Origin of the sequence: Paenibacillus sp. NPDC056579 (assembly GCF_042793215.1) — a bacterium.
Taxonomy (GTDB): domain Bacteria; phylum Bacillota; class Bacilli; order Paenibacillales; family NBRC-103111; genus Paenibacillus_S.
The window spans coordinates 457,595-472,874 of record NZ_JBHTVD010000006.1; the positions used below are offsets into that span (position 1 = coordinate 457,595).

The 15,280-nt window shown below is 47.7% G+C and carries 11 protein-coding genes; all 11 read right to left on the reverse strand.

Features of this window, described 5'->3' with window-relative positions; all coding sequences use genetic code 11:
* Positions 1 to 560 precede the first annotated feature (560 nt).
* On the reverse strand, positions 561 to 1,628 hold the full coding sequence (locus ACFQ88_RS24230; RefSeq protein ID WP_379457629.1) for a lactonase family protein: 1,068 nt from the start codon (positions 1,626 to 1,628) through the stop codon (positions 561 to 563).
* 28 nt (positions 1,629 to 1,656) lie between these two features.
* Positions 1,657 to 2,820 (reverse strand): ABC transporter substrate-binding protein, encoded by a 1,164-nt coding sequence (locus tag ACFQ88_RS24235; protein WP_379457631.1) that lies wholly within the window; start codon positions 2,818 to 2,820, stop codon positions 1,657 to 1,659.
* Between the two features lies 1 nt (position 2,821).
* Positions 2,822 to 4,006: a CaiB/BaiF CoA transferase family protein gene (locus ACFQ88_RS24240; RefSeq protein ID WP_379457633.1), complete on the reverse strand. Its 1,185-nt coding sequence runs from the start codon at positions 4,004 to 4,006 to the stop codon at positions 2,822 to 2,824.
* 73 nt (positions 4,007 to 4,079) lie between these two features.
* Complete coding sequence (locus tag ACFQ88_RS24245; RefSeq protein ID WP_379457635.1) at positions 4,080 to 4,862, reverse strand: enoyl-CoA hydratase/isomerase family protein; 783 nt, start codon at positions 4,860 to 4,862, stop codon at positions 4,080 to 4,082.
* Between the two features lie 18 nt (positions 4,863 to 4,880).
* On the reverse strand, positions 4,881 to 5,663 hold the full coding sequence (locus tag ACFQ88_RS24250; protein WP_379457637.1) for an SDR family NAD(P)-dependent oxidoreductase: 783 nt from the start codon (positions 5,661 to 5,663) through the stop codon (positions 4,881 to 4,883).
* A 35-nt stretch (positions 5,664 to 5,698) separates the two neighbouring features.
* Entirely contained in the window at positions 5,699 to 8,872 is a 3,174-nt protein-coding gene (locus ACFQ88_RS24255) for a beta-galactosidase (protein WP_379457639.1), read from the reverse strand.
* A gap of 496 nt (positions 8,873 to 9,368) precedes the next feature.
* Positions 9,369 to 10,703, reverse strand: coding sequence for a family 4 glycosyl hydrolase (locus ACFQ88_RS24260; protein ID WP_379457641.1), 1,335 nt, complete (start codon positions 10,701 to 10,703; stop codon positions 9,369 to 9,371).
* 26 nt (positions 10,704 to 10,729) lie between these two features.
* Positions 10,730 to 12,082, reverse strand: coding sequence for a DUF455 family protein (locus ACFQ88_RS24265; RefSeq protein WP_379457643.1), 1,353 nt, complete (start codon positions 12,080 to 12,082; stop codon positions 10,730 to 10,732).
* Between the two features lie 112 nt (positions 12,083 to 12,194).
* Positions 12,195 to 13,040 carry a helix-turn-helix transcriptional regulator gene (locus ACFQ88_RS24270; protein ID WP_379457645.1) on the reverse strand — a complete coding sequence of 282 codons (846 nt, stop codon included), beginning with the start codon at positions 13,038 to 13,040 and terminating at the stop codon, positions 12,195 to 12,197.
* Between the two features lie 102 nt (positions 13,041 to 13,142).
* Entirely contained in the window at positions 13,143 to 13,655 is a 513-nt protein-coding gene (locus ACFQ88_RS24275; RefSeq protein ID WP_379457647.1) for a hypothetical protein, read from the reverse strand.
* Between the two features lie 81 nt (positions 13,656 to 13,736).
* Entirely contained in the window at positions 13,737 to 15,245 is a 1,509-nt protein-coding gene (locus ACFQ88_RS24280; RefSeq protein WP_379457649.1) for a hypothetical protein, read from the reverse strand.
* Positions 15,246 to 15,280 lie beyond the last annotated feature (35 nt).

The window sequence follows — 15,280 nt, forward strand, 5'->3', positions numbered from 1 at the left end:
ATCTCGTTCAATATCCTGCTCATTTCAGCCAAGTACCTCAAATCGTCGGCCTTCCGTTTGGAATATTTCGCTGCCGGGCTAAATCCCTGTCCAAGATCGTTCAAATCCCTCATTTGGTTCCCCATAATAGGAAAGTACGAATAAAGCTGACAGTTCCCGAAAAAACCTTATTATTTTTAGTTGTTCTCATTTCATTCGCGCGATACAATGTACCAAATAAAGGAGGGGAATAGGTGTGGAATTGATGAAATGGTTCGTGTAGTTCCTTATGATGAAAAGTGGCCTGATTTATTTTAAAATGAAAAAGTGAATCTTTTTAGTGCTTTTTGGGAAGATGCAATCGAGATACAGCATTTCAAAATCTACAGCAATGTTTTATGCTCTCATTTATCCTGGTAAATTTAGTATAAAAATCGTTGAAGAAAAAGAAAACCCAACGCTTCACCGATGATCACCGGAAACATTGAGTGGGTTTGCTTAGGTGCAGCTCTTGTATGGACAACCATTTCTCATCTTACTTTCATAACTGGGTACTACAAATAAAGAAATAACAAGACAAATCAAACCTTAGCTACTGGAATTATGCATGAAGGACGGTTAACTTCACAGGTTATACCTGTTGAAATCGGGATCCCCTGCTCGGTCCTCATCACAACCACTTGATTCGAATCCTGGTTCCCAACCAAAATGTAATCACAATCATGAGCTGGAATAACCGCAAAATTGCGTGGAGTAGATCCCATGGTGGGTACCGTTCTTATTGGATCAAGCAACCCTTCCCTATCGACGCGGAATATGCACAGACTATCATGGCCGCGATTAGAACCATAAAGAAACATGCCATCAGCGGATAAATGAATATCCGCACAAGTACTTGCTCCGGAAAAACTCTCGGGGAGTGTAGTAACTTGTTGCATTAGAGACAACGAACCAGTAGCAGGGTTATATTGGTAGGCAGAAATAGTAGAAGAAAGCTCGTTGATAACATAAAGCACATGTAAAATCGGATGAAAAGCAAGGTGTCTTGGACCACTTCCCGGATCGACGGATATCTGGCCCGTAAGATCAAGCTTGCCGCTGTCGGTATGATGACGGTAACTATAAATGGTATCGGTCCCTAAATCCGGAACTAGTAAACAAGATCGGGATCCTGGTACCGGCATGATGGAATGGGGATGTGGCCCCTCTTGCCTGTCATCGCGAATGCTTCGTCCAGAATGTTGTTTCATATCCGACACCGGTTGAATAGCGCCGTACTCATCCATCGGATAGACACATACGCTGCCGCCCGAATAATTAACTGTGAACAACCATCGGCCGGTCGAATCCAAACTTAGTTGGCAAGGGTCCCCGCCATGTGTTGGTTGGCGATTGATCTCCGTCATTTGGTTGGTTTCAGGATCGACTTGAATCGAGACGACAGCGCCATTGCTTAAAGTTTCACTCACTACATAGATTCGGCTACCCGTTGAATCGATCGCCACAAATGAAGGGTTTTCTATCCCTGACATCCCGCTAATGTATTCAAGATAGCCAGTTTCGCTATCAAACTCCAATAAATGAATCCCTCTGTCGTTTGCAGGAGTATATGACCCTACAAATAACCGGTATATACGAGCAGTTGTCATATCTTCTCCCCCTCTTTCATAAGCGCCGCTATTCGCAGCGTAATGCATATCGGTAAATCCCATTCATTCGCTCAACTACAATCCTCGCTTGAACGCTTGTTCCTTCAGCTGCCTGGCTTAGCATTTCGTGCAGGAGCAGCCCGGCCTGCTCCTGGAACTCGGGAAACGCTTGGTTGCGTGGTCGCATATAACTGTTCTCTAGTGTAGCGATGGTATCTTGAAAAAAGTTGTTACTTCGCAGATTCACTTGATGATCACGCCAGGCGACGGCATGGCCGGGCTGTCCTCCGCCGCTAAAGTATTCGCGCCTTTGCACGTCGGAGTGTGCGGTGTACTTGGCAAACTCCACCGCCAACGGGATGTGATCGGACAAAGCGGATACCGCTATTCCTACGCCACCAAGCAGGCTGCCCTTCGGTATGCCGGAGGTCGTAGGGATATTTCCAAATTTGATGATCTTTCCTGTTGCCCCCGGTCTGGCATAGTTAGAATAACCGAAGGCAAGCGGAATATAAGCGATTTCATGGGTCTGTGCCATCATGTCATACATTTGGATGGGATTCATATAAAGCGACCCGTGATGCAGTAGAGGAAGCATCTCAAATAGGATCTCCAGCGCCGCCACTCCCACCCACAGTGGAATGCCCCGCGTTTCATCAAAGAAATTGTAACCTCCAATATCCGCACACAGCGACAAGAAACTGCACATAGCATCTGTCGGACACAGCGGCCAGCCCACATGCTGATTGGCCGGCAAAGATTTTGCCAAGCCTATAGCCTCATCCCAGAATCGAGGCAGTGTAGCTGTATTTAACAAATCCGGCCGGTAAGCGGCAACCTGGGCGGCGGCGTCAACGGCAAACGCCCGCTGCTTCCCGTCCCATTGATAGCTGAAATGGCTTGGGCCGGTAGAATTTTTGGACTGGTCATCTAAAAAGTCCCGGTCCACCCATTCGTCCAATGGTACCAGCACGCCTTGCGACGAGCAGATACCGACATGCGGATGATCGATCATGATGATGTCATATTTTTGCGCCAGAATGTTAACCGGATAGTCGCCAAAATCTTTAAGTGACCGGCAGTCCCATGTGATTTCCACGCTGGGATGTTGCTCCTTGAACAATTCGCTTAACAACAGCAGTGGGCCGTAGCCGCGCGGATGGTTCCAGGTCATCCCTCTTAATTGGATCATTTTAAATTACCTCTTTTTGCTTCATTTCGGCGATGGCATCGGCTGAATAACCCAATTCGCCAAGAATATCTTCATTTTGCTCTCCTACAAGCGGCGGATGGTGCCGAATCTCGCCAGGCGTCTCGCTAAACTTGACCGGGATGTTGACGGTTTTAACCTCACCTGCCGTAGGATGCATATAAGATGTAAAAGCCTGCAAATGCACGGCTTGGGGGTCCTGTTCGGCTTCGAGATGGTTCTTGACCTCCGAAACCCACATGTCTCGCTCAAGCATTTTTTCCACCCAATACGCTGTCGTTTGCTTCACCACACTAGCCTGAATACGGTAAAACACCTCATCCCGCTTCTCATACAGTGTCTGTGGATTGCCATAGGCATTCAGTCCTTCGTCTCCAAGAACCTCAGCCAACAAAGGAATCGGATTAACGGAAATACACATAAAGCCGTCCGCCGTTTGGTAGATACCGAATGGAGCGGATTGGCCGGGATGGGCGATCCCGGATTGCGGACGTTCAAACAGCCTGCCTGAATTGAGTGTTACGGCGAATTCCTGTAGCTGATGCGCAAGCAAGCACTGGAACAAGTTAATCTCAATCTTCTGCCCTTTTCCCGTCTTTTCCCGGTAAAACAAAGCGGACAGCACACTATACACAATATGGAACGCACCCAATTGATCTGCAATCCCAGTACCCAGCGGTACAGGCGGTTCGTCCTTGCGACCGGTAAGAGTCGTCAGCCCAGAGAGAGATTGAATCATCAAATCCTGCCCTGGTCGTTCCGCATAAGGACCCTCTTGCCCGTAGCCGGTGCTGGAGCAATAGATAATGCGCGGATTGATCCGTTTACAATCTTCATAGCTAAAGCCTAACTTCGCCATCACGCCTGGTCGGAAATTTTCTACGACAATGTCGCAATCCTGCACAAGCTTGTAGATAATTTCTTTTGCTTCCGGCGATTTCAAATTGAGCGCAAGTGATCTTTTGTTCCGGTTAAACGCCAAATAACAGGGCGATTCTCCACCTATCCGATATCCAAAAAACGCCCACTGCCGATAGCTGTCACCACTGCCCTTGCGCTCGATTTTGATCACGTCTGCCCCTAAATCCCCGAGCATTTGCGTGGCGAATGGCCCTTGCAACAAATGGGTAAAATCCAATACTTTAACTCCTGAAAGTGCATGTTCCATGCTTTTTTTCCTCCCTTGTCGATTGATTGAAGCTTACCTGGTATTTGCCGATAGGCCCTGCTTATAGTCGGTACTACTTTCCGATAAAGCGGGCTTCCCGTTTTTCGACAAATGCGGTGATTCCCTCCTGAGCATCTTCGGTCCGGAACAAATTGGCCAGAAATGCCCGATCGTATGCTTGCGCTGTTTCCAAACTCGCATCACGGCCTTCATTGATAAGCTTCTTCAGCACCTGTACGGCGAGCGGCGCCTTTTGGGCGAGCTCCTGCGCCAAAGCCATTGTTGCATTCAGCAGTTCCTCAGGCTCTGCCACCCGATTGACCAACCCCCATTCCTTTCCCTCGTTTGCCGTCAGAAATCTTCCGGTCATGGCCAGCTCTTTCGCAATATACGGACCGAACAACCGTGAGACCTTTTGCAGCCCTCCTCCTCCCGGAACAAGACCTAGATTAACCTCGGGCAAACCGAATTTTGCCTTTGTGGAAGCAACGATCAGATCGCAAGCCAAAGCCAGCTCGAAGCCGCCGCCAAGAGCATATCCGTTTACTGCAGCCACTACCGGCTTGGCGCAATTTTCAATGGAACGATACATCTCTCGGCCTCTATCCTGAAAAGCAAAAAATTGCCCCGCATCCAACCCGTTGTACTCTTCGATATCTGCGCCAGCCATGAATGCCTTACCTTTCCCCGTTAAAACAACCGCGCGTACATCCAAAGAATCGTGAACAGAACGGAAGCATGCGGTCAATTCCTGCATAAGCAGGCTGTTCATGGCGTTCAGCTTAGCCTCGCGTGAAATCGTGACGACAAGCACGTTCCCAATGATTTGTGTCTGCAAAAATGTAAAATCCGTCAATTCGTCCTTCCCCCTCTTTTATTCTCCTCGTACCGTCTGTCCGCCGTCGGCAACGACGGTTTGTCCGGTAATGAACGAAGCCTCATCGCTGCACAAGAACAGAACCGTATCGGCAATCTCTGCAGGTTGGCCAAAACGTCCGATAGGGTGGGCGTTGTTCCATGCCTGAATGAGAGCCTGCGGATCTTCGACTTCTGCAAAAATCTTCTCGTTCATCGGCGTCATAACGGTTCCCGGTGCAATGGCGTTAATCCTGATGCCTTTACCTGCGTATTGAATAGCCGCCTGACGCGTTAACGCAAGAATTCCGCCTTTGGAGGCCGCATAGCCTGCCCAACCCATAAATCCGCGAAGCGCCTGCGTCGATCCGCAGTTGACGATCACGCCGCTCCCCTGCTGAAGCATATAGGGGATAGCGTATTTGCAACCCCGGAACACACCACCAAGATTGATGTTGAGCACCTTCTGCCAATTGTCCTCGCTCATCTCCGTCACTTCACCGCCGATCGCTACCCCCGCATTGTTGAACACAAAATCTAGTCTCTGCCTGAGTGAAAAAGCTGCGGTCATCAGGCAGCTCACCATGCTGTCGTCTCCTACATCCGTCAACACGAAATGAACGTCATGCCCATAGGCTCGCAACTTCTTAACCAGCGTGATACCAGCTTCTTCGTGAACGTCCCCGATCACCGTCGTCGCTCCCGCAGCCGCAAATTTGCGCACTGCCGCCTCGCCGATTCCCGTAGCTCCTCCTGTTACAACAGCCACTTTACCGGAAAAATCATAATGTATGTTTGACATTTCATACCCTCCTGAAATCCATAACCATTCGCTAGCTATTCTTTACTTACCGACACTTGGCTTACTGCTATTGAAACCTCGGTAGGACGATATACCGCCGTCACCGCACCACTTGCATCCGTGGCGAACAGCACGGAACGTTCGCTGTCCAACATGAAGGTGTATGAGCGGCAGGTTACTGGATCTTTGACGTGAACTTGTGCAGCGTGACCGTATTCAGAGACGAATACATACAGTGCACCGCCAGCATATTCAATTTTGCGTCCGTACACGCCGGGAAGCTCCCCGCCTTCCAACCATTCAAGCTCGGTGGTTACGCCAGCCCGATTTAGCGCTAAGTTGTATAACGCCATCAGCGCATCCTGACGATAGTTGAGTTCCATAGGAAGCGGACACCAGATCATTCGTCCCTCACCAAGCAAAGCTTCTACGAGCCCTTTGGCCTGCTCTGCGGCGGCACCGTTCACCATCTGCTTATTGGCATCCGCAATACGGGCTCCGGCAAAGGAAACTGGGTAGGTACGCCCTCCGATCTCGATTGATTCTTCACGGCGTACGTTCGTTACTTCGCCGGCCTGCAATTCGCTTTCCAAACGGTGCTCCGGACGCCAGTATGCATCCAGTCCTATCGGACCGGTGAAAAGGAGCGTCCCACCGTTCGTCCGGATGTGGCCGATCAGTCGCTCTAGCGCTTCATTGCTAAAGTTGTGGGCACTCGGCACAAGGATGAGCTTCGGATTAGACTCGGCTAATGAATCGAGATGATACTCACTGAACCCTCTGACGTGCACGTTCATGTCATAGGCAAGCGTTCGAACGGCACGTGTGGTCGCTACAGTAGCAAGCTTTCGATTTGAAAAATCATTGGAGTAAGGGAAAATGATAGCAACATCTTCAAGCTTACGGCCGATGAATAGTTCCCGAATGCTTTCCATAAACGACCCGAAGTCATACGAAACGGATACTTCCGGCTTCTCCGTTCCATCAGCACGCAGTGCACCGATGTTTGATTCATTGACGTTGTTCATGTAGAAGTTAGTGTTCCAAATCCACTGAATCGCTCCGGCTCCACCAGTCGAGAAGGCATACGCGTATTTTCGCTCAAGAATGTTTCGCAGCTCTAACTCACTGCGTTTAGCACGGCCATCCGGTGTCTCCACATACATAATGCCGGTTTCCTGGATCAAATTCGGCTTATGCGCGTCTTTTGTAAATACGCCATCCCATACAAGATCGTCCATGCTCCACCACGAATGCACGGTCGTGTAATCGACTTCGAATGCGTAGAAGAACGGCGATGGCCTTTGTGCGGTCAGCGCCTCGTCCTGCCCAACCGTCACCAACTGCTTCGGCTGGATATTTCGAATCGTTTCTACTAGCTGCTTGGCCCAACGGTTGTGCATGTCCATCGTGAACAATGTGTAATCGAGCCAAGGCCCGCCTTTTTTCGCCAATGTTTCCGTCGTACCGAAGTTGATGTCGTTCGGCTCCGGAAGCCGCGCGGCTTCAAAGGAGGGAAGATCATCCGGCGTCATATTCCAGCTCTCCTGAAGAAGACTCAGGATACCGTGACGCTGTTTCAGGAATTCGACGAATGCGTCCTTTTCGAACCGATCATGTGAGGAGCGAGGCCCCTTAAAAATCCGTTTCGGATCGAACATCGACGGTTCGTTGATCAGATCCCAGTGTACGTGCTTCGAATCGGCATGACGGGAAACAATGGCTGCAATGAACCGCTTCTGCGCTTTCACGCTTCTCGGATCCAGATAAGGGTTGACGCCTTCCCAGGTCTCCGGAGTGAACGCGAAGAAGTTAAAGGTTACTTCAAGATCATAACGCTTTGCTGTTAAGATAAAGGCGTCGACCGCGCGAAGTACCTCTTCGTAAGCATGCCCGTCGACAAACATGACTTGGCGCCACGCCGTCCAAATGCCCGTACGGATCAAATTGATGCCCGCGCGTTTCATCTGGGCCATATCACGGTCCCATACCGCAGCATTCGGAAGGAACAAATATTTACGCGCGACATCACTTGTCATGTACGTCATGCCGACGATTGGCAGCGGCATGCCTTCTTTCCAGAAATAATCACGGTCGCAGGTCAAAAAGTTGCCCTGCTTTAGAAGCTCCTCATCGAAGCCCCAGAATCCTTGACGCAGTAGGCGGCCTTCGCCAAGTGATGACACGGCTTCACATTCCGCTATGTAGAAGCCCGCTTGAATTGGCTCTGGAATTCGAACCTTCCCGAATTGAAGCTCGCGATCCGCATGAAGACGAAGCTCTGTACTCCAAATCTCAGCAAATTGTTCAGAGCGATATACAAAGTCCGGTGACGGGGTATTAACGACTGTGGCCTTCGCTTTCAGTACGCGAAGTCTGAATGTCCATTCCGTCCTCTCCATGCGCGTACCGAGAGCCTGCATTTGCAGCATTAGCGTCGCCCGGTCCCCTGGCTCGTACGAAGCATAATTTGGCTTCAGCCATAGCTCCGTGACGCCGAGCGCCGCAAAGTCCGCCCACCGGCCGAGCGCATCCGTTCCGCCATTGTTCCAGAATGTCTCACGTAACGACTGATTGACAAAAATCCATCGGCCACCAGCAAATTCGCCTTTCGTATTCTCGATCAACACGACGGGCGCCGCGACCTCGCGCTCGATCGAGCCGCCGCTGATGCCTTTCAGCAAAGGGTAAATGTTCGCGTCCATCGGCCCTGCAGAACCGAGCTCTCCCGGTTGGTCGTCGGTCCGGCTCACGTGTAGCACCAGGCCATAAGTCGGCTCGACCGTAAATAACGACTCGTGATCCTGCAGAAGCGGAATATCTCGGTTGTGGATTAGTTTCACAATCGGATCCGAATCGACCTCAAGCGCTTCATGAATTTGCAATTGTTGGTGGTAACCGGTCTGTGTTTTCTCCGATTTCCACTTACCGTCCTTCTTGACAACCGGATTCTTGAACGGGGCCCCGCCCACAAATAACAGGCCTTTTCCCGCACGAAGATGAGCCAGTACGGCGTTCCAGGCTTCCTTCGGGAAATATGAGCCGTGCAAATGTACAAGAACTTCCGTGTCCGAAAGCGCTTCTGCGAGATTTTCAGCATCGACTACATAATATTTTTCTTGAAGCTTCTTGAGCTCCGACGCATTCGGTCGCTGACCTTCATACGGAAACAAATCATCGTAAAAAACAACTATTTGCCTTAAACTCATAGTGAAAACCTCCAACAAATTATCGTAGTATCTGAATTAGTTTAGGTTCCGCTGTGTGGAAATGATTCTTTCCTTATTGAATACCTTCATTCTTGGAGGACACAAAGTACCAAAATTACCCAAACAATTGTCTTATTCTGCTACGACGTAAGGATCTTGTCTTTTCTATAATGTAAAAAGAAAACGCTATTCAGGTCGATAATCATTAAATTGGTAATTCCCATGAGCCGCTTCGAATCCAACAGGCTAGATAACATATATTCATTTTCTTGCACTCCATATTCATTTTCTGCTACGCTATGGGTCGAGGTGGCAATCGTTGAAACACTAGGTAGTGCCGTATCTTTTCAAGAGTTGAGCGCTTTCAATTATTTTAAATAAGAAAAAAGACGTTCCACATTCCCCAGTCAACCTCAATGGCAATTGACTGCGGTGCTCTTGTAGTACGTCTTTTTATAGCATTGTTTCTGTAGCTCCTGCCTTCAGATCGACTTTATTATTGTAAGAACGGGCGATTGGCTTCGAGCAATTCTTCTGCCATTTTTCGAATGTCTGTGTAATCCAAATGCCAGCATGTTGGATCATTATATAAAGCCTTGAGAGCTAGCTCAAAATTGCCCGTTGTCGCCGCTGCATAGATGATCTCCGAATTTTCGAGATGCGGTAGGACCATTCGTCGGATCGGTTCCGGAAGCGGTCCGGCTGTAACTGCCGAAAAGCCAAGCGAGTTTACGACACCAAGCGTTTCTACAATCCCGCCAAGTGGCAGATTTGGAATTTGCCCACTGTTGGGAATGTTGACAATGTCGATGAACTCTTTTCCAAGCGCTACAGCCTCGACGATGTCGGCCGCCGTTTCACGACTCCGTTTATATTCTATGGGCTTTCTCCCTTCTATCATTTGCTTGACTTCATCTTTTCGCCTATTAAGCATCCCATATCGTTCCTCTATGGAGGTGCGATGAATTTGGTATGTGGTTAACCGCTTCTCATTTCCGGTAATAATGTTGGGTAGAAATTCACATGTGTGCCTATCACCGACATACGGCAAATAGCCATAGGTGTCCAGCAACTCGCTTGTCAAATATTTATTCGACTGAAATCCAATCTCGTCCTTGTGAGCCTCGTTGATTAAATCCACGAACCGTTTGTCTTTGCCTAGCTTTTCCCGGAGTAAAGCATACCCGTCATGTCCATTCACCTTGAAATCAAGCATCCAGAAAAAATGATTGACTCCTCCGAATCGGACATTTAATTGCTGCTCCGACTCCAGTCCGAAAATATCCTGGAGCACCTCGTAGTTTTCAAACAATCCGTGGCATAGCCCTACAGTTCTTAACTTGGTTCTAGCATAAAAGGCTTTGGTTAAGCAGGCCATCGGATTCGTATAATTCAGAACAACCGCATCGGGAGACAAGCGCTCGATAGTATCAGCGAGTGCATTGAACACCGGGACATTTCGCATATTCCGGCTCCATCCGCCAGGCCCGACGGTATCGCCAACGGTTTGAAAAATGCCATACTTTTCCGGAATGCTGATATCGTTTCTCATTGCTTCCAAACCGCCTGTGGAGATGCAAATGATTACAAAGTCACAGTCTTCAAGTGCCTCTTCCTCGCTTTGCGTAGCGACAAACGTGTGATTCGTCTTTAATTCCTCATTCATTCTATCCCCTAGCCGTTTGATCGTACCTGCACTTTCAATGTCTTTATCCAGCAAGTAAAAATCAATAGCCTTCAAATCTTCCTTAAGCATAATATCCTTTAGGATACGGGGTGCCCATTGATAACTACCGCCGCCGATAAAAGCCAACTTGAGCCGTTCATCCAATTTCCTCATCTCCTCTTTTCGATTCATCAATACTTGTGATAGTTCAGTTCAGATGTATGCAGGCTACAAAAGGCAGGGAAGTTTTTAGCCAGCTTTTCTTTATCCTCCGGTGAAACGGCATCAAATTCATTCAACCTACGTAGTCGGGCTTGCTCGGCCATCTCCTGGTGCGTGACAATGATGCCTTCCCTTTTATAAAGCTCTGGCCCCCACTTCGTACCAAAATCGACATGGCTACGCTCATCGCTCAAATCAAATTCCACCGTAATTGCGGATAACACATCCCCAAATTTCCAAAAGGCTTCGGCCGATTTTCGCTTTTTCTTAAACCCGCAAGCTTCACCGATCATCGTAAGGCTGGAGTAGATTTCGGTAAAATGATTTTTTGCCAATTGCAGCCCTGGACCGGTAGGCCATTTGAATTGGTCGATGGTATAACCCAATTGCTCTAGGCGGCGCATTCCCATCCGACTGTGCCTGAATTCATCCCACATGTGACGCGCCAGATCAAAGTAAAACGCGAGTGGCATTTGCTCCACGGAGTAATAAACACAAGCAAGGCTTTCGCCAGCCGTAAATTCTGTAGCGTAAATGTAAATCATTTGCTTCACGCTATCGGACAGTACAGACATCTCTGGATCGGTATAAGCGGTTTGTCCACGCTTTACCTCAAACCGTTGGAATTTGTCCTCCAGCCTCGCTTCCTCCGGCATCGGACCAGCCGCCTCTTGCACCGGGTGAATAGGCCAAGGAATCTCGCTTGACATATCATGGTTGTTGAACCCTGCAAACACCGACCAAACTCTAACGGCATACTTTTCCCAGTTCTGGGCTTGTAATGCCAGCTCTTCACTCTCGGCGTCTGTGAAAAATGTTTGATTCACAACCCAATTCAATTCCGTATCACGTTCCACCAAATTCAGTTTAATTTGATCTACGGTAGGAGCATTAAGAACCGGATCCAGCTTTAGCAGGAGTTCATCGTATTGTTCATGCAAACGTTTTAAGACGAACAAATAACTAATAAAGAATGCATTCGGACTAGACGCGGTAAATAATCTATCAAACGCCTCACGTACATAAGAAGGAATCCATTCATTATCATTCAATCCACCCGGCAGCTCGACAATACGCTCACGCAGAAATTTAACATTTCGATTATGCAAATATGCATGTCTTCCGAGCTGCAGCTTTTGATCGTATGTTGGTATGGCAATAATCCAGCCTGCAATTATACGGGATAGAGAGAATTCTTGCCACATCAGATGCTTTAATATTGCAGAGGTATCTACCGGGCGCATAAATCGCCCTCTTAACGTGTACTGATCTGCAAATGATACCTTTTTCTCCAATCCGTCAAAATCTTTGTCATCTTTCATTTCTTTTATGACCTCCATCCTGTAAGAGTTCTTTTCACTTCCTTACTATACCAGCGAGGCCAGATCGAATCTTATCCGAATTGGGTATAAAAGTTGCAAATTTGTACGCGAATCATAATTGTTTTTGTTTAACTATTTTTCGATACTCCCTAGGTGTCATATCGCAATATTGGTTAAAGTGCTTGATGAAATAATGAATGGATTGATAGCCGCAGTCAAATGCTATCTCCGTGATAGATTTGTTTGTGTTTCCGAGCTGATACATCGCTACCTGCATTCGTAAACGGTGGATGAATTGATTCGGTGTCACGCCGGTCACCGCTTTAAACCGGATATAAAAATGTGTTCGCTGACGTCCAGTAATGCTTATCACGTCATTCATATTTAGATCTTCAGCAAAATTCTTTAACATATATTCAATGGCTCGAAACATCCCATCATCCATTTCCGGCGCCGATACCGCCAACGGTTGTTGAAAGGAATGCCTCAGTAGGTGCACAAGTATATCAATAAAAAGAGCGAACTGTCTGGCTTCCCAGCCGACTCTTCGCTCCTCCTGCTCAAGGATAGCACGATAAGCCAAATCCTGAACCGCTTGCGCACAAGTACTTTCAGCGGGAATGTAGGGAGAAACTGCTAAAACTGCATAAAACGGATAAAGAAGCTTACTTCCCTCTGGAACTGTTCGCATAATAGAGGCAAAAAACAAAATACTGATCCATCGAATTGGATTCGCCCTGTCTTTAACCAAATTCCAATGAGGTTCAAACGGGCGAAATAAAAACACGTCACCTGGCTTGCCCTCATATTGCTTGTTAATGGTGGCAAAACGTGCTTCATTTTCTCTCAACACATGAATTTCGAGTGCATCGTGCATGTGAAGGTCATGTTCCTCGAACACTCCCGTTTTCCACTCGATGACTAATTCTTTCGACGGTCGTATATTTTCGAAAAACAATCAAGGCACCTCCAGCCAGCCTCATAATGCCGATATCCACTTAGTGTTCTAGCCGAAGTACACGCCCTCCTAGTCTAAAGCAAAGTCCTTCCATTCTAAAAGTTATGAATCCGAATCGCTCCATCCCACTTGATTTCGATCATCTGTTTTTTTAATATCATCAGGTTTGCCATATGTCAGTTCGATTTCGCGCCAGGAATCCCTCGGCAAAAGAATCTCCCCCGACAGGCATGTTTCAAGCCGCTCGTACTTCGACTGAACACCGGACCGTGTCCTCTTGATATACCATGCGTTCTTCTTGGTCGGAGCCTGTAGGTGCTTAAGCGTAATCATCGGGCCGTTTATCTCTTGATGATTGGCATCCAAGCCCGTTCTGCTGATGAGGATCTTCTCGCTCTTCCCAAAATCTTTACCGTCGACGGAAACCATAATAATCGTAGCGAATCCGTTGTTACCCAATAGATGCAGGTGATTTATACCCGCCGGCGGTTGACCATCCAGAAATCCACTGAATGCCTCAGCCTGCGGCGCAGAAACCGTCAGTTGCTTACGCTTGATATCCTTGATAATCTCCCCTGTATCGGAAACTAAAGGGTTTGAAGGAGTAATCGTCATCCAAGGTGCACTGGATTGTGAAGACGGGACTGGACCGAACGCCCTGCGAATGCTGTGGATATTTTGCCAACCCAATTTAAATTAGGATGTTGCACCGGTTGGTACATCTACGTATAATGTCAGTGGATTCGCGCTCGACGATACCAGTTTCTTCTTGAAAAGCATACCTGCTGTACGAAGATGATCGATGACCATTCCGTCCGATTGCATATTGCCAACCATATCTGAAAGGACGCTTGGCTGACGCTCCTCCTTCACGGACCAGCCATCCTTGCCAAACATGCGCTCCCCATGCGCCCAAGCATACCAAGTAATTCCACTCCAACTGCTAAATGAACCATACGCGCTTGCTGCAAGCAAGAGCATCGTTCGATATGGCGCGTTAGTGCTCAGGTTCGCTTCTCCCTCCTTCTGATTAATCTCACCAATAAAATAAGGCTTGTCATTCGGTGTGGAGAGCGTCATATTATTAAACAGATCGTCAAAATCATTTACGACGAGCGGATTCGTATACTGATGATCCTCGATTAAATCCGATATATCATGCTGCATTTCCTGAAAGTCTTCACCCCGCCACAGATTTGAAAAAATCATCGGGTTCTTCACATTCAGATCTCTCACTACATTCTTCATGCGGTTATAGAAACTACGGTCAAGTTCACGCAAAAATTCGCCGCGCGCCAGCTTTTGCTGTGTTGTCGAAGGATTAAAAAATTCACACGGTGCTATACCTTGGGCAGCAGTGTAATCTGCCCATTTGTTATTAAGAATTGTTTTCCAGTACGCTATCTCTGGATGCGCCGCATTCTCGAATGTATTGCCAGCGATAATTGCGTATTCAGACGAAACTTCATTCATCGTCTCGAGATATAACACTTGTGAGCCCTCGCCGTAAGCAATTCCAGTATACGGATTCACATGAGTGAGCAACTGTCTAGCAAATTCCTCCATAAGTAGCGCCGCACGCTCATCAATCATTGGCAGTATCTTAAACAAATCCCGATTATTTGGTGCTTTGTTCAATGCAGCTATTGCCTCCATCCACTCCGACCGGTCTCTCTCATTAGTCTGCAGAATATCCGCATCTCCCGGTAAATATCGTCTGGTCCCTTCAAGTGTCAACACAATGTAGATTCCTTGATTCCGCAGTCGAGCATTAAAGTAATCGAACCGATCCCAAGCCTCATTATTGGGGTCTCGAGTATTCCCATTGTAGGAAGCAAGAGAACCTATTAAGGAAACAGGATTCCAGTCCAGGCTATTCCTCAACGTATGGTGATGCCTAACGACATTAAAACCTAAAGATGCCAGATTTGCCGCAAGATGCTCGGCCTGTTCATGGGTTGGATAAACCGAGGAAATATTCACTCCCCAAAAACGCACAGGCTCTCCGTCAGTTGTTACCATTTCAGTCCCGCGGATTTTTAGCGGCTCAGTGGTATTCACGTTCAATTCTAAAGTACCTCCTTTACTGTCCGTTTGAGAAGATGATGTATTTCGGTTGGATTTTAAGACTAAATCAATCGCGAAAACAAATAATAACAGCATGAGGTAAAACATTTTGAACCTCAATAGAGTGTGTTTGCGCATGAAAGTCCCTCCGAAGAACTGATTGAATCCTTAGC

Bases quoted from the DNA above. Each gene is read 5' to 3' on its own strand.
- ACFQ88_RS24255 (WP_379457639.1), bottom strand. From the start codon at position 8,872: ATGAGTTTAAGGCAAATAGTTGTTTTTTACGATGATTTGTTTCCGTAT.
- ACFQ88_RS24235 (WP_379457631.1), bottom strand. From the start codon at position 2,820: ATGATCCAATTAAGAGGGATGACCTGGAACCATCCGCGCGGCTACGGC.
- ACFQ88_RS24280 (WP_379457649.1), bottom strand. From the start codon at position 15,245: ATGCGCAAACACACTCTATTGAGGTTCAAAATGTTTTACCTCATGCTG.
- ACFQ88_RS24275 (WP_379457647.1), bottom strand. From the start codon at position 13,655: ATGACGATTACTCCTTCAAACCCTTTAGTTTCCGATACAGGGGAGATT.
- ACFQ88_RS24230 (WP_379457629.1), bottom strand. From the start codon at position 1,628: ATGACAACTGCTCGTATATACCGGTTATTTGTAGGGTCATATACTCCT.
- ACFQ88_RS24265 (WP_379457643.1), bottom strand. From the start codon at position 12,082: ATGAAAGATGACAAAGATTTTGACGGATTGGAGAAAAAGGTATCATTT.
- ACFQ88_RS24240 (WP_379457633.1), bottom strand. From the start codon at position 4,006: ATGGAACATGCACTTTCAGGAGTTAAAGTATTGGATTTTACCCATTTG.
- ACFQ88_RS24250 (WP_379457637.1), bottom strand. From the start codon at position 5,663: ATGTCAAACATACATTATGATTTTTCCGGTAAAGTGGCTGTTGTAACA.